Origin of the sequence: Nonomuraea sp. NPDC050404, assembly GCF_040655495.1 — a bacterium.
Taxonomy (GTDB): Bacteria; Actinomycetota; Actinomycetes; order Streptosporangiales; family Streptosporangiaceae; genus Nonomuraea.
This window is the reverse complement of record NZ_JBFAKB010000032.1, coordinates 60,539-76,327: the sequence shown is the minus strand read 5'-3', so window position 1 is coordinate 76,327 and position 15,789 is coordinate 60,539. Positions and strand designations below refer to the sequence as shown.

Here is a 15,789-nt window from a genome sequence, read left to right as displayed (position 1 = left end):
TCGACAACGATCAGTCAGGCGGGCTACATTTCTACCGGACAACATTGTCCGGTTCTCCGCTCCAAGAGCGAAGGGGGACGTCACCCGCTCCCCACCTGATCTCCCGAATCGGAAGGGCATCCATGGACCACGCATCGACGCCGCCCGCCCAGCTCACCGTCGCGGAGCTGGGCTTCGACCCGGACGAGCTGCGCGCCAAGTACCGCCACGAACGCGACCGCCGGCTGCGGCCCGACGGCAACGCCCAGTACCGGGGAGCCCGCGGCGAGTTCGGGTACTACGCCGACGACCCCTACACCGAACGCGTCGAGCGGGAGCCGGTCGGCGACCGGGTCGAGGCGCTGGTGGTGGGCGGCGGCTTCGGCGGGCTGCTCACCGGGGCCAAGCTGCGTGACGCCGGTGTGGAGGACATCCGGATGCTCGACGAGGCCGGCGACTTCGGCGGCACCTGGTACTGGAACCGCTACCCGGGCATCCACTGCGACATCGAAGCCTCGATCTACCTGCCGCTGCTCGAAGAGGTCGGCTACGTGCCCACCATGCGGTACGCGCCCGGCGAGGAAATCCGCCGGCACGCCGTCGCGATCGCCGAACGCTACGACCTGTACCGCGACACGATGTTCCACACCCGCGTCACGGAGCTGCGCTGGGACGACGCCGCAGCCGAATGGCAGGTGCGCACCGACCGCGGCGACGACTTCCGGGCCCGCCACGTCGTGATGTCCTCCGGCACCCTGACCCAGCCGAAGCTGCCCGGCATCCCGGGCATCGAGACCTTCCGCGGGCACACCTTCCACACCAGCCGCTGGGACTACGGCTACACCGGCGGCTCGGCGCGGGGCGGCCTGGACGGGCTGGCCGGCAAGCGGGTGGCGGTCGTGGGCACCGGCGCGACCGGCATCCAGGTCATCCCCCACCTGGCCCGCGACTCGCAGCACCTGTACGTCTTCCAGCGCACCCCCTCCACGGTCGACGTGCGCGACAACCGCCCCACCGACCCGGACTGGGCCGCCTCGCTCAAGCCCGGCTGGCAGCGCGAACGGATGGAGAACTTCCTCACCGTCGTCACCGGCGCGCCCGCCGCGCAGGACCTGATCGACGACGGCTGGACCAGCACCGCGCGGCTGCAGCGCAACCTGCTGACCGGCACCGTCGACACCACCCTGACGCCCGAGCGGCGCGAGTACCTCGACGAGATCGCCGACTTCCAGAAGATGAACCAGATCCGCGCCCGCGTGTCCGAGGTCGTCCACGACCCGGCCACCGCGGAGGTGCTCAAGCCCTGGTACCGCTACATGTGCAAGCGGCCCACCTTCAGCGACCTGTACCTGCAGACGTTCAACCGGCCCAACGTCACGCTGGTCGACACGGCCGACCACGGCGGCATCACGGGCATGACCGAGAACGCGGTCCTGGTCGGCGACCAGGCGTACGAGGTCGACTGCGTCGTCTTCGCCACCGGATTCGAGGTCGGCATCTCGGGCATCGTCTCCGGCGCCCTGCCCGTGTACGGCCGGGACGGCACGCCCCTGCTCGGCACCTGGATGCGGGGCCCCCGCACGCTGCACGGCTTCTACAGCAACGGCTTCCCGAACCTGTTCCACCTGGGCCCGCTGCAGAACGCCTCCGCGGTCAACTTCGTGCACATCCTGCAGGAGCAGGCCACCCACATCGGCGCCGTGGTCGGCGAGGCCCGCCGGCGTGGCGTCACCGTGATCGAGCCGACCCGGGAGGCCGAGGAGGCGTGGATCGCCACGATCGGGGAACTGGCCCCGGACAACAGCCGGTTCCAGGCCGAGTGCACGCCCGGCTACTACAACAACGAGGGCAAGCCCCGGCCGGGCAGCCAGTCGTACGGACCCGGCCCCGTCGCCTTCCACGACCTGCTGCGCCGCTGGCGCGCCGAGGGCGGCATGGACGAGGTCCTGGCGGGTGGCCGATGAACCGCCGCGAGGTGGAGACGCTGGTCCGGGCGCGCCCGCTGTGGGGTTCCAACGGCATGGCCTTCGGCCCCGACGGACGCCTGTACGTGGCCCAGTTCCTCGCCGGGCAGATCAGCGCCGTGGACCTGGCCACCGGCGACGTCGAGGTGGTCGTGCCGCCGGACGGGCCGGTGCAGGCGCCCGACGACCTCGCCTTCGACACCGACGGGGCGATGTACGTGACGGACCTGGTCCCCGGCCGGGTGTGGCGGCGTGACCCGGACGGGAACTTCGCGCTGGTCACCGACGCGATGACGGCGCCCAACGGCATCGCCTGCGTCGGCACGCGGGTGTTCGCCAACGAGATGATCCCGGGCGGCCGCCTGCTGGAGCTGTCCCCCGCCGGCGGCGAGCCCACGGTGCTCGCCACGGGCCTGGCCATGGGCAACGCCATGCAACTCGGCCCGGACGGGCGGCTCTACTACCCGCACATGCTCACCAACGAGGTGTTCCGCGTCCCGCTCGACGGCGGCGCGCCGGAGCTGGTGGCGGCGGACGTGCCGGATCCGGTCGCCGTGCGCTTCGACCGTGGCGGGGCCCTGCTGGTCCTGGCGCGCGGCGAGTCCGGGATCGTCACGCGCCTCGACCTGGACGGCTCCGGCGACCGGTCCGCCATCGTCAGCGAGCTGAACGCCCTGGACAACGCCGCCTTCGACGCCGAGAACCGGATGTTCGTCTCCAGCTACGCGCATGGCGGGGTCGCCGAGCTCGCGGCCGACGGGCGTACCCGCCAGATCGTGCCCCGCGGCCTCGGCGGCCCCTTCGGGGTGAGCATCGATCTAGGCGGCGGCATCCACGTGGCCGACCACTACCGCCTCACCCGGCCCGCCGGCGGGCCGGACGACGACGTCATCACCACCGAGCAGCTGACCTTCGTGCACGGCGTCGCCGCCGACGGCGACCTGCTGCACACCACCTCCCAGTACGGTCAGGTACGCACCTACGACCGCGTTACCGGCGCCGTGCGCACCCGGGCCGAGGGCCTGGACCGTCCGCTGGGCATCGCCGTGCGCGCCGACGGCACCCTGGTGGTCGCCGAGTCCGGCGCCGGTCGCGTCGTCGCGATCGGCCCCGACGACCAGGTCAGCGTGCTGGCCGAGGGGCTCGGCCGTCCGGTGGACGTGGCCGTGGACACCGATCTGCGCTGCTACGTCAGCGACGAGCAGCTCGGCGCGGTGTACCGCGTCGAGGACGGCGTGGCCGAACCGCTCGCCGACGGGCTCGGCGCCCCGCAGGGGATCGCCGTCCACGACGGCACCGCGTACGTCGTCGAGACCGCCCACCGCCGATTGCTCGCCATCGACCTCGCCACCGGCGACGTCGCGATCGAGTCCGGCTCTCTCCCGGTGGCCTCCGCCACCGGCCTGGGCCGCCCGGAACGCGACCTGTTCGTCCCGCCCGGCCTGCCCGGGATGCCGCGGCCGTTCGCCGGCATCGCTGCCACGGCGGACGGCTCCCTGGTCATCGCCGCGAACGGCGACGGCAGCGTCCTGCTCCTGCGCCGGCAGGAGAGCACGCCGTGAACTCCGCTCCCGGAGGAGAACGCGCCGCGAACTCCGCCCCCAGGGGAGAACGCGCCGCGAACTCAAACCGCGGAGGAGAACGCGCCGTGGACTCCAGCCCCGGAGGAGAGCACGCCGTGAATTCTGCTCCCGGCAGGACCCACCGGCAGATCCTTCAGGCGCTCAGCGGTCTCCTCCTCGCCCTGTTCGTCTCGACGCTGGCCAGCACCGTGGTCTCCACCGCGCTGCCGCGCATGCTCGGTGACCTGCGCGGCACCCCCACCCAGTACACCTGGGTGGTCACCGCCACCCTGCTGGCGGCCACCGTCGCCACCCCGATCTTCGGCAAGCTCGCCGACCTGTTCTCCAAGCGGGCCCTGGTCCAGATCGCCATCCTGATCTTCGTCGCCGGCTCGGTGGCCGCCGGCCTCTCCCAGGACGCCGGGCAGCTGATCGCCGCCCGCGCCCTGCAGGGCGTCGGCGTCGGCGCGCTGCAGACCCTGGTCAACATCGCGATCGGCGCGCTGGTCTCACCCCGGGAGCGTGGCCGCTACGCCGGATACCTGTCCAGCGTCACCTCGATCTCCACCATCGGCGGGCCGCTGCTGGGCGGCTTCATCGTCGACACCTCGTGGCTGGGCTGGCGCTGGTGCTTCTTCGTCGGCATCCCCGTCGCGATCGCCGCGCTGATCATCCTGCAGCTGACCCTGCGGCTGCCGATCTACCGCCGCGACAACGTGAAGATCGACTACTGGGGCGCCACGCTCATCACCGCGGGCGTCAGCCTCCTGCTGATCTGGGTGTCATTCGTCGACGACGCCTTCGCCTGGGCCTCCTGGCAGACCGCCGCCATGGTCGGCGGCTCGATCCTGCTGCTCGGCGTCGCGCTCTGGGTCGAATCCCGGGTCGCCGAGCCCATCGTGCCGCTGCACATCATCCGGCAGCGCGCCACCGCCCTCGCGATCCTCGGCAGTCTCGCCGCCGGCACCGCCATGTACGGCGCGACCGTCTTCCTCACCCAGTACTTCCAGCTCAGCCGCGGCCACTCCCCCACCAAGGCCGGCCTGCTCACGATCCCGATGATGGCCGGCATCCTGATCGCCTCGATCGCCGGCGGCCGGCTGGTCAGCCGTACCGGGAGGCTCAAGCCGTTCCTCATCACCGGAGCCGTCGCCCTCACCGCCGGATTCGCGCTCCTCGGCCTGCTCGACCGGCACACGCCCATGCCGCTCATCGCCTGCGCGATGGTGCTCGTGGGCGCCGGCGTGGGCCTGACCCTGCAGAACTTCGTCCTCGTCGTGCAGAACGCCGTCGCGCTGACCGACATCGGCGCCGCCAGCGCCACCGTCGTGTTCTTCCGCTCCCTCGGCGGCACCGTCGGCGTCGCCGTGCTCGGCGCGGTCCTGGCCCGCCAGGTCGGCGCCGGCACCGCCGCCGGCGTGCCATCGGCCACCGCCTATGGCGAGGCCACCGGGCACGTCTTCCTCATCTCCGCCGCCGTCGCCGTGGTCGGCATCGTCGCCGCGCTGCTGCTCAAGCCGATCACCCTGCGCACCGCCGCCGACGAGCCCACGCGCCCGGCCGAGACCACCGCCGCATCTGCCCGACCGAATTCCTGAGATCAGAAGCGGCCGTTCGTGAGCCTGCACCGGCCCGCCTGGCAGTCCTGCAGGCTCCGCACGGCGGCGTGCCGGGCTCTGGCCAGTTCGGCGATCTTGGCGTCGAGCCGGTTCACCACTGCTTCCAGCCGCCAGCGCTCGCTGTCACAGGTGGCGCCGCCCTGGTCGTGGGCGGTCAGCGCATCGACGACCTCATCGAGCGTGAAACCCAGCTCCTGCAGGGCTCTGGCCATCCGGATGCGTTCCACCGCCGTGGCGTTGAAGACGCGGTATCCGGAGGGCCTGCGTTCGGCGGCGGGCAGAATGCCACGCCGTTCATAGAAACGCACGGTGTCCACGGTGACTCCGGCCTCGCGGGCGACCTGCCCGATTTTCACGCGATTCACCTCTTGACTCTGGACCTAAGTCCAGACTCTACGGTTCTGGTGAGGGCGCCACAAGGGGCGCCGCCAACCCGCCGAGAAGGAGACCGTCGTGGAGATTCCCGCCGCTTCCACCCCCGTCGTCTGTGACATGGCCACTGCCCCCGACACCCCCCAGCAGCGCCTCGATGAATACCGGCACCTGTTCGACCGGCACCTCATCGACCGGGAGAAGACCGGCCAGGGCATCCGCTTCCGGCTGCGCGCCGAGCCGGGCGTGGCGGCGTGGGTACGGGACCTGGCCGCCAGGGAGAAGGCCTGCTGTGCCTTCTTCGCCTTCGACATCACGGTCGAGGGCGAGCAGGTGCTCTGGGACTGCGCAGTCAGCGACAACGACACCGCCCGCGCCATCCTGGAGGAGTACTACCTGCTGCCCGACACCGCCCCGCGCAGTCCCGGCGAGTTGGAGAAGCGCCTGGCGGGCAAGGGCCTGAAGCCGTTCTGCGGGGCTGGGGTGGCCGAGGTCAACGGCTGGATCGGCATCCTGCCGGCGCACGACCGGCCGACAGGGCGGCTGGGGTGCGGAAGGCCGTTGCACGCGGGATCAGGCGGCGACCATCGCCGTTGGGCCCATTAGGCGGTGACCATGGCCGTTGGGCGCAGGGGTCAGGCGGCGGCCATGTCCTGGTTGCGGAGGCGGAACTGCCTGCTGTTGGCCAGGCGCCGGCTCAGGCCGGCGCTGCCCAGGACCACCCGCCGGAACCGCATCAGCAGGGCACGGCGGACCCGCTCGGCGGGCGTGGTGGCCGTGAAGCCGATCCGGTTGCTGACGCCGGTCTTCTGGAAGGCATCGATGGCGGGGCGCAGTTTGTCCTCCCATGCCGTCAACGCGGTCTCCAGGTCGCCGGGATGGCGCCGGAGCATGGTGCCGAGGAGGTCGGCGCCGGCGATGCCGCTGGTGGCGCCCATGCCGGCGTACAGGGTGACGCACCAGGCGGCGTCGCCGACCAGCACCACCCGGCCGCGGTGCCAGCTGTCGAGGCGGGCCTGCTCGACGGAGTCGAACAGGTACTCGTCGCTGGACTCGAGCGTCCGTACGGCGGCCTCCATCATGTCGCCGAGCGGCTCGGGGCCGTAGACCTCGCGGATGCGCCGGGCGGCCGGCTTGGTGAACTCGGCGTCCACGTCGTCGGTGTGGTAGGAGAACAGCACGGTGGACGGGTGGTCGGCGAACGGGAAGACCCAGAACGAGCGGCCAGGTTCGGACAGGATGGCCCCTTCACCTCGGGCCAGGCCGGGCAGGTCGCCGGGCAGCGCGAAGGCCGCGATCATGTAGTTGAGCCGGTGCAGGTACTTCTCCGGCGGGCCGAAGGCCAGCCTGCGCACCGTGGAACGCAGCCCGTCCGCGCCGACGACCAGGTCGAAGCGTTCGGTGCGGGTTGAGTTGGCGGTGGTATCGCGCAGGGTGACGGTCGCGCCGCCGGCGTCCTGCTCGATCGCCTCGGGCACGGTGGCGTAGCGGACCTCGACCTCGTCGGGCAGGGCCTCGAAGGCGGCGCGTTCGATGTCGCCGCGCATCACCATCCACGGGCCTTCTGGCAGGTCGGCGAACCCGATGCCGGGCCGGCGGCGACCGGCGCGGTCGACCTCGTGGTTCACGCTCGGGATCGGGATGCGGTTGTGCAGGCCCTTGAGGATGCCGAGCCGGTCGGCGGCGATCCGGCCGGAGCCGAACAGGCCGACGAAGTAGCCGCCGCTGCGCCGGGTGGCCGCCTTCTCGATGATGACCGGCCTCCAGCCGGCCTGGTGCAGGGCGATCGCGGTGGCGATGCCGCTGATGCCCAGCCCGACGACCAGGGCCCGGGGCGGGGACTTCGGTGCGGTGGTCATGATCCCGGCATGTCCTCTCAGAGTTTCATCGGATAGTGAGACACTACTAAATGTTACATTTATTCGTATGTCAATGTGCGAGGATGGTGCACGCGAGAGGAGCCGTGACGTGCCGGACACCAGCAGCCGCATAACCGACGAGGTGGTGCGGGCCGCCCTGCGGGCCGCCGAGCGCCTGGGCAAGGACGTGGCCGACGTGCCCGTCCTGGCCATCGCGCAGGAGGCCGGCATCTCCCGCAGCACCCTGCTGCGCCGGCTGGGCGGCTCCCGGCAGGCGCTGGACGAGGCGGTCCGCGCCGCGGGCGTCAACCCCGGCGGGCAGCGTTCGGTACGCGAGCGCGCGATCGAGGCCGGCGCGCACCTGATCGGGGAGCACGGCCTGGCCGCGTTCACCCTGGAGCTGGTCGCCGCCTCCGCGCAGTGCTCGGTGCACAGCCTGTACGGGGCCTTCGGCGGCCGGGACGAGCTGCTACGCGTGATCTTCGAGACCTACAGCCCGATCCTCGACCTGGAGAAGGTGGTCTCCGCCCCGCATGCCGGTCTGGCCGAGACAGTCCCCGCCATCTACCGGCTGCTGGTCGAGACGCTCAACCGGGAGCCACGGGTGCTGCCCGCCATGCTCGCCGAATCGCTGGCCCGTCCCCATGACCCCGCCCTGCAGGCGCTGCGCCAGCACTTCATCCCCCGCATGCTCGCCGGGCTGGGGCAGTGGCTCGCCGACGAGATGGCCGCGGGCCGGATCCGTACCCTGCCGGTGCCGCTGCTGATGCAGCAGCTGATCGGCCCGGTCCTGATCCATTTCATGACGCGCCCTGCCGGCGGGCAGATCCCCGGCCTCGACCTGCCCGGCACGGACGAGACCTGCGCGGTCTTCGCCGAGGCGTTCCTGCGCGCCGTCGCCGTTCCCTGAGCAGCGGGGGCACCGGCTGCGACCGGCCGGGGCACGGGCCTGATCTTCACGCGGGCCCGATCTTCCATGGAAGGCACCCCGGCCGCCGGTGGAGAGTTCGTCTCAGACGGATTGGCGGCGTACGAGGCGGGTGGGCACGACCAGTTCGGTCGACGGCTCGCCGATGGCGCCGTGCAGCCGTTCGAGCAGCCGTCTGGCCGTGGCCCGGCCTATCTCGCGGGCCGGGTTGGCCATGGTGGTCAGGCCGGGCGAGACCAGGCCGGCGGCGTCGATGTCGTCGAAGCCCATCACGGCCAGGTCGTCAGGGACGCGCAGGCCGCGCCGCGCCGCCACGTCCAGGGCGCCGATCGCCATGACGTCGTTCGCGCACAGGACGGCGTCGGGCGGCTCGGGAAGCTCCAGCAGTCGCGCCACGCCCCGCGCGCCGCCCGCGCGGCTGAACTCGGTGTGCGCCACGAGCGCCCGGTCGGCGGGCAGGCCGGCGTCGGCGAGGGCCGCGCGGTAACCGGCGACGCGTTCGGCCGCCGGGCCCTCGGCCGCCGGGCCGCACACGAACGCGATCCTGCGGTAGCCGCGCCCGAGCAGGTGGCGGGTGGCCTCGGCCGCGCCGCCCTCGTCGTCGCTGTGGATCAGGTCCACGCCCTGCTGGACCTGCCGGCCGCCGAGCCGTACCACGGGAATGCCGGCCTCGATGGCCGGTAGCAGGTGCTCGGCGTGGGTGTGGAACACGGCGAAGGCGAGCCCGTCGACCTGGCGGGCGATCATGTGTTCGATCGCGGTCCGCTCGGCCCGCCGTACCCCGTCGGTGTTGCTGATGATCTGGTCGTAGCCGGCCGGGCCGAGCACGTCCTGCAGGCCGCGGGCCACCGCCGGGTAGAACGGGTTGGTGATGTCGGGGATGATCAGCCCGATGGTCTGGCTGCGGCTGGTGCGCAGGCCCCGGGCCAGGGTGTTGGGCCGGTAGCCGAGCTCCTCGATGGCCCGCAGCACGCGGCGCCGCGTCTCCCCTGCCACGGGGCGGCGGCCGTTGAGCGTGTGGGACACGGTCGTCGCGCTCACCCCCGCCAGTTCTGCGACCCGCCTGATGCTCGGCCGCTCGCCCCGGACCGCGTGCGGCTGCGTGCCGGGGATGGGCGGGGCGTGGAGGTGCAGCGCCGGCGTCCCGCGGCCCTGGAGGAAGTTCTCGAACGCCTCGCCCAGTACGGCGTACGCCTCCTCCAGGGTGCGTACGCCGCGCGTGACGGCCTCGTCGGGCGGCACCCGGTCGGCGGCCTCCAGCAGGATCGACTCCCACACCTGCCGCAACGGCCCGAACACCGCCGCCGCCAGGATCCGTGTCCGCAGACCATCCGCCGCCCCCGCCCACGCCACCCCTGCCAGGGACTCGGCGAGCGCGCGTTCGCGCGCCGCGAACAGGTCGCGGCCGTGGGCGCGAAGAGGCTCGCTCTCACGGTAGATCCGGCCGAAGAGGGCCAGGTCCCCGGTGGTCCCGGCGCGCAGCAACCGGCTCGGCACAATCGTCGTCCGCCCGTCCGCCCGGTGGAGCACCGCCTCGGCAGGATCGCCCGCCAGCAGTGGTTCATGCTCGTAGAACAGCTGCTCCTTGGCGGGGAAGTAGTTGAAGACGGTCTTGGCCGACACGTCCGCCGCCCCGGCGACCTCGCTGACCGTCACCGCGTCGAACCCCCGCAGGGCGAACAGGCGCAGCGCGGCGTCCGCGATGGCCCGCCGGGTCTCAGCCCTCTTCCGCGCACGCCCGGCCGGGGGGTGCTGGGTCGGCATGCGGCGATATTACATCCGCAGCGGACGTCCACCTTCTGAATCGTTCCATTCCAATAATTGCGCTGGATGATTCAAATCTTGCAGTGCTTACGTTGGTTCTCGCCGTTCACTCGCTGAAGTAAGAGCGTCTTGACAGCCACATTACGGCGCGGTAAGCATCTTCCTGAGTGCCGCTATATCCAGACAAATCGTCAAGCGCAATCTGGAGCAAACACTCTCCAGTCCTGACGTCCCCCCGGTCAGGAAGGAACCCCATGTCTGCGTGGTCGAGGCTGCTCGTCGCGGCGTCGCTGCTGTGCACCGGCGCGGCGGCGATCGACATCCCACCCGGCGACTACCAACAGGTCCAGCTCGCCCTCGGGCCGTCCGAGCTGGGCGAGCCCATCTCACTCGCGGTCCTGCCCGACAGGTCGGTGCTGCACACCGCCCGCGACGGCACCTTACGCCACACCGACGCCTCCGGCGCGACGAAGGTGGCGGGCAAGCTCGACGTCTACACCCACGACGAGGAAGGGCTGCAGGGCGTCGCCGTCGATCCCGGCTTCGCCGCCAACCGCTTCGTCTACCTCTACTACTCGCCCAAACTGAGCACCCCGCCCGGCGACGCCCCCGTGACGGGCACCGCGGCCGACTTCGCGCCCTGGAAGGGCCACCTGAACCTGTCGCGCTTCACCCTCAAGCCCGACAACACCCTCGACCTGGCCGGCGAGAAGGTCGTGCTGGAGGTGCCCAACGACCGTGGCCAGTGCTGCCACGTGGGCGGCGACATCGACTTCGACGCCGCGGGCAACCTGTACCTGACCACCGGCGACGACACCAACCCCTTCGAGTCCGGCGGCTTCTCCCCGCTCGACGAGCGCACCGACCGCAATCCGCAGTTCGACGCGCAGCGCTCCTCCGGCAACACCAACGACCTGCGCGGCAAGTTGTTACGCATCAAGCCGCAGCCGGACGGCAGCTACACCGTCCCGGCGGGCAACCTCTTCCCGCCCGGCACCGCGAAGACCAGGCCCGAGATCTACGCCATGGGCTTCCGCAACCCCTTCCGCATGTCGGTCGACCAGCGGACGGGCACGGTCTACCTGGGCGACTACGGCCCCGACGCGGGCACCGCCGACTCCGGCCGCGGCCCCGGCGGCCAGGTGGAGTTCGACCGCATCACGGCCCCGGGCAACTACGGCTGGCCGTACTGCACCGGCACGAACACGACCGCCGAGAGCTACAACGAGTACACCTTCCCCAGTGGCCCCTCCGGCGGGAAGTACAACTGCGCGGGCGGCCCGGCCAACAACTCCTTCCGCAACACCGGGCTCGCCACGCTGCCCGCCGCCAAGCCGAGCTGGATCAAGTACGGCGACGCCGGCTCGCCCCCGGAGTTCGGCGGCGGCTCGGAGTCGCCCATGGGCGGCGAGGTCTACCGCTTCGACGCGGGCTCCTCCTCGACGGTCAAGTTCCCGCAGTCGCTCGACGGCCGCTACTTCGCCGCCGAGTTCGGCCGCCAGTGGATCAAGGCGATCGAGGTCAAGGGCGACGGCACGCCCGGCGTGATCGAGGACTTCCCGTGGGACGGCACGCAGATCATCGACTCGGAGTTCGGCCCCGACGGCGCCCTGTACGTGCTGGACTACGGCACGGGCGGCGGCAACCAGGCGCTGTACCGGATCGAGTACCTCGGCGGCGCGAACCGCAACCCCGTCGCCAAGGCGGCCGCCGACAAGACCTCCGGCAGGGCGCCGCTGACCGTGGCCTTCAGCTCCGCCGGCAGCTCCGACCCCGAGGGCGGCGCGCTCACCTACCTGTGGGACTTCGGCGACGGCGCCACCTCCACGCAGGCCGCCCCGGCCCACACCTACACCGCCGACGGCACCTTCCGGCCGACCCTGACCGTACGCGACCCGCAGGGCCTGACCGGGACCGCCAGCCTGGTGATCACGGTCGGCAACACCGCGCCCACCGTGACGCTGACCACCCCGGTCAACGGCCGCATCTTCTCCTACGGCCAGGCGGTGCCGTTCAAGGTCACCGTCACCGACCCCGAGGACGGCACGGTGAACTGCGCCGCCGTCAAGGTGACGTACCTGCTCGGTCATGACAGCCACACCCACGCGATCACCTCGAAGAACGGCTGTGAGGGATCGATCACCATCCCGCCCGACGGCGAGCACGACGCGGCGGCCAACCTCTACGGCGTCTTCGACGCCGAGTACACCGACAAGGGCGGCCTCACCGGCCACAGCGTGCGCACGCTGCAGCCGTCCCACCGCCAGGCCGAGCACTTCGGCGCGCAGCAGGGCATCCAGATCGCCCAGCACGGCGGCGCAGAGGGCGCGGCGACCGTCGGCTTCACCGACAACGGCGACTGGATCTCCTTCGAGCCGTACGTGTTGTCCGGAGCCACCAGGATCACCGCCCGCGTCTCCTCCGGCGGCCCCGGCGGCACGATCGAGGTGCGGTCAGGCTCTCCGACCGGCACCCTGCTGGGCACGCTGACCGTGGCCAACACCGGAGGCTGGGACACCTTCACCGACGTCTCCGCCGCTCTGGGCAACGCCCCCGGCGGCACGACGAAGCTGTTCCTGGTCTTCAAGGGCGTGTCGGGACAGGGCAACCTGCTCGACGTGGACGCCTTCACCTTCGCCACGGGCTCGACCGCCGAGGGCGAGTCCCACACCTCCGGCGCGGGCGTGCAGATCGCGGCCCACGCGCCGGCCAGCGGCGGCAACACGCTCGGCTACATCGACAACGGCGACTGGGCGGGCTACTCGCACATCGACACGGCGGGCGCGAAGACGTTCTCCGCCCGTATCTCCTCGGCAGGGGCGGGCGGCACGATCCAGATCCGTTCGAACTCGGCCACCGGCCCCCTGCTCGGCTCGGTGGCCGTACCGAACACCGGCGGCTGGGAGAACTTCCAGAACGTCTCGACCACGCTGACCGCATCCACCGGCGGACCGCTCTTCCTGTCCTTCACCGGCGGCAGCGGCAGCCTCTTCGACATCGACACCTTGACGATCACCAGGTAGGGGAAGGCGATGCTGCACAAACTCCTGAGCCTCGTGCTCGTGGCGGCGGGCCTGACCGCCGCTCCCGCGGACCCGGCCTACCAGGTGCTGGTCTTCTCCAAGACCGCCGGGTTCCGGCACGACTCGATCCCGGCCGGCGTCCAGGCCGTCCGCGACCTCGGCGCGGCGAACAACTTCACCGTGACCGCCACCGAGGACGGCGGCGCCTTCACCGGCGCCAACCTGTCCCGCTTCAAGGCCGTCGTCTTCCTCAACACCACCGGCGACGTGCTGAACGACACCCAGCAGGCGGCCTTCCAGTCCTACGTGGACTCGGGCGGCGGATACGTGGGCGTGCACGCGGCGGCGGACACCGAGTACGGCTGGCCGTACTACGAGAAGCTGGCCGGCGCGTACTTCAAGAGCCACCCCGCCATCCAGCAGGCCACGGTACGCGCCGAGAACCGCGCGCACCCCGCGACCGCCCACCTCGGCCCGGCCTGGACGCGTACCGACGAGTGGTACAACTACCGCACCAACCCGCGCCCTTCCGTACGCGTGCTGCAGAGCCTCGACGAGGGCAGCTACAGCGGCGGCGACATGGGAGACCACCCCATCACGTGGTGCCACCCGCAGGGCCAGGGGCGCTCGTTCTACACCGGTCTCGGCCACACCGCCGAGTCCTATGCCGATCCCGCCTTCCGCGGCGTGCTCCTGGGCGGCATCAGGTACGCGGCCGGGGTCGCCAAGGCGGACTGCCGGCCGGAGACCGGTTACACGACGTTGTACAACGGCTCCACCGGCGGCTGGTCGCAGGCCGGGCCCGGCAGCTTCGCCAACGCCGACGCCACGCTGAGCTCGCAGGGCGGGATGGGCCTGCTGTGGTACAACGCCAAGGAGTTCGGCGGCTACTCGTTGAAGCTCGACTGGAGGCTGACCGGCGACAGCAACTCCGGCGTCTTCGTGGGCTTCCCCGCCTCCGCCGACCCGCAGTCCGCCGTGGACAACGGCTACGAGGTGCAGATCGACGCCACCGACGCCACCGACCGCACGACGGGGTCGGTCTACGGTTTCAAGGCCGCCGACCAGGCCGCCCGCGACGCGGCGCTGAACCCGCCGGGAGCGTGGAACAGTTACGAGCTGCTGGTGGAGGGCGAGCGCCTGCAGGTCTTCCTGAACGGCACGAAGATCAACGACTTCACCAACACCGACCCCCGGCGCTCGTTGCGCCAGGGCCATGTCGGCATCCAGAACCACGGCGCCGCCGACCAGGCCGCCTTCCGCAACATCCGGATCAAGGAGCTGGGCGGCGGCCCGGTCACCGTCGAGGGCGAGTCCTACACCTCCAGCGCGGGGGTGCAGGTCGCGGCCCACGCGCCGGCCAGCGGCGGCAGGACGCTCGGCTACGTCGACAACGGCGACTGGGCGGGCTACGCGAACGTCGACACGGCGGGCGCGACCCGGTTCGCCGCCCGCATCTCCTCGGGCGGCTCCGGCGGCACGATCCAGGTGCGTTCCGGGTCGGCCACCGGCCCCCTGCTCGGCTCGGTGGCCGTACCGAACACCGGCGGCTGGGAGAACTTCCAGAACGTCTCGACCACGCTGACCGCATCCACCGGCGGACCCCTCTTCCTGTCCTTCACCGGCGGCAGCGGCAGCCTGTTCGACATCGACACCCTCACCCTGGAGCGGGGCGGCGCGGCGCTGTCGGACAAGGTGCACGTCTTCTACTACCCCTGGTACGGCTCGCCGCAGGTCCACGGCGGCTGGCGGCACTGGCAGCAGGGCGGCCGCACCCCGCCGGACGACATCGGCGCGGACCTCTATCCGGCGCTGGGCGCGTACGACTCCGGTGACTTCTCCGGCACGGTGGCCCAGCACATGAAGTGGATCAGGCAGGCGGGCACCGGGGTGCTGGTGCTCAGCTGGTGGGGCCGCGGCAGCTACGAGGACAACCTCGCCAGAAGGATCATGGACGCGGCGGCGGCACAGGGGCTCAAGGTGGCCTGGCACCTGGAGCCCTACTCCGGCCGCACCGCCGACTCGACCGTGGAGGACATCCGCTACATCAACCAGACCTACGGCGCGCATCCGGCCTTCAGCGACGCCTTCTACGTCTTCGAGAGCCTGCGCATCACCGACTGGTCCGCGCTGAGCCAGGTCAACCGGGACAACGTCATCCTGGCCCAGACCACCGACACCTCGAAGATCGCGAACTTCAACGGCATGTACACCTACGACGCGATCGCCGGCGCCACCGCGCCCGGCTGGCAGCAGGCCGCCGACTACGCGCGCCAGAACGGGCTGGTGTGGGCCCCGTCCGTGGGGCCCGGCTATGTGGACGACCGCGCGGTGCCCGGCAACACCACGCCCACCCTCGCCCGGGACAACGGGGCCACCTATGACAAGGAGTGGTCCAACGCCCTGCAGTCCGGGCCCACCTGGGTGTCCATCACCTCCTTCAACGAGTGGCACGAGGGCAGCGTGATCGAGCCCGCGGTCGCGCGGACGGGCTACCAGAGCTTCGAGGGGGCCTACGGACGCACCGGCGCCTCGGCCCAGACCGCCTATCTGGACCGCACCGCGTACTGGGTCGGGCGGTTCGCGGCTGCCGGCGCCCGGGGCTCCTAGGGTCGGGCGGTTCGCGGCTTAAGGCGGCCGGGGCTCCCAGGCTCGGCCGCCGTCTCTTGCCCTCAGGCCGAGGACGATCGATACTGCCCACTGTCGGGGGAAAAGCGCC

Annotated in this window: 10 protein-coding genes; 7 read left to right on the top strand and 3 right to left on the bottom strand. The window is 71.5% G+C overall.

Annotated elements, in window-relative coordinates:
* The first annotated feature begins 122 nt into the window (after positions 1–122).
* The 3 genes from AB0I81_RS52720 to AB0I81_RS52710 all read left to right on the top strand — a co-directional run bounded on the left by AB0I81_RS52720 (position 123) and on the right by AB0I81_RS52710 (position 5,103).
* Positions 123–1,943 (top strand): NAD(P)/FAD-dependent oxidoreductase, encoded by a 1,821-nt coding sequence (locus AB0I81_RS52720; RefSeq protein ID WP_360675550.1) that lies wholly within the window; start codon positions 123–125, stop codon positions 1,941–1,943.
* The gene (locus AB0I81_RS52715) at positions 1,940–3,505 is read left to right on the top strand and encodes a hypothetical protein (protein ID WP_360675547.1); all 1,566 of its coding nucleotides are present in this window, start codon (positions 1,940–1,942) and stop codon (positions 3,503–3,505) included. Before AB0I81_RS52720 ends, AB0I81_RS52715 begins: the two co-directional genes overlap by 4 nt.
* A gap of 116 nt (positions 3,506–3,621) precedes the next feature.
* Entirely contained in the window at positions 3,622–5,103 is a 1,482-nt protein-coding gene (locus AB0I81_RS52710; protein ID WP_360675545.1) for an MDR family MFS transporter, read from the top strand.
* A 2-nt stretch (positions 5,104–5,105) separates the two neighbouring features.
* On the opposite strand, the gene AB0I81_RS52705 is transcribed toward AB0I81_RS52710, so the two are convergent.
* Positions 5,106–5,480 carry a MerR family transcriptional regulator gene (locus AB0I81_RS52705; protein WP_360675543.1) on the bottom strand — a complete coding sequence of 125 codons (375 nt, stop codon included), beginning with the start codon at positions 5,478–5,480 and terminating at the stop codon, positions 5,106–5,108.
* Between the two features lie 97 nt (positions 5,481–5,577).
* Here AB0I81_RS52705 and AB0I81_RS52700 point away from each other — a divergent pair, with 97 nt between their 5' ends.
* Positions 5,578–6,102: a hypothetical protein gene (locus AB0I81_RS52700; protein ID WP_360675540.1), complete on the top strand. Its 525-nt coding sequence runs from the start codon at positions 5,578–5,580 to the stop codon at positions 6,100–6,102.
* Positions 6,103–6,131: 29 nt separating this feature from the next.
* On the opposite strand, the gene AB0I81_RS52695 is transcribed toward AB0I81_RS52700, so the two are convergent.
* Positions 6,132–7,355 carry an FAD-dependent monooxygenase gene (locus AB0I81_RS52695; RefSeq protein WP_360675537.1) on the bottom strand — a complete coding sequence of 408 codons (1,224 nt, stop codon included), beginning with the start codon at positions 7,353–7,355 and terminating at the stop codon, positions 6,132–6,134.
* Positions 7,356–7,464: 109 nt separating this feature from the next.
* Here AB0I81_RS52695 and AB0I81_RS52690 point away from each other — a divergent pair, with 109 nt between their 5' ends.
* Positions 7,465–8,265: a TetR/AcrR family transcriptional regulator gene (locus AB0I81_RS52690; protein WP_360675535.1), complete on the top strand. Its 801-nt coding sequence runs from the start codon at positions 7,465–7,467 to the stop codon at positions 8,263–8,265.
* 102 nt (positions 8,266–8,367) lie between these two features.
* Here the strand turns inward: AB0I81_RS52690 and AB0I81_RS52685 are convergent, their stop codons facing one another.
* Positions 8,368–10,047 (bottom strand): substrate-binding domain-containing protein, encoded by a 1,680-nt coding sequence (locus AB0I81_RS52685; RefSeq protein WP_360675532.1) that lies wholly within the window; start codon positions 10,045–10,047, stop codon positions 8,368–8,370.
* Between the two features lie 254 nt (positions 10,048–10,301).
* Here AB0I81_RS52685 and AB0I81_RS52680 point away from each other — a divergent pair, with 254 nt between their 5' ends.
* Together AB0I81_RS52680 and AB0I81_RS52675 are read left to right on the top strand one after the other, a co-directional pair.
* A complete protein-coding gene (locus AB0I81_RS52680) occupies positions 10,302–13,070 on the top strand; it encodes a carbohydrate-binding protein (RefSeq protein WP_360675529.1) in 2,769 nt (922 codons plus the stop codon).
* 9 nt (positions 13,071–13,079) lie between these two features.
* A complete protein-coding gene (locus AB0I81_RS52675; protein ID WP_360675526.1) occupies positions 13,080–15,680 on the top strand; it encodes a ThuA domain-containing protein in 2,601 nt (866 codons plus the stop codon).
* The last annotated feature ends 109 nt before the right edge of the window (positions 15,681–15,789 follow it).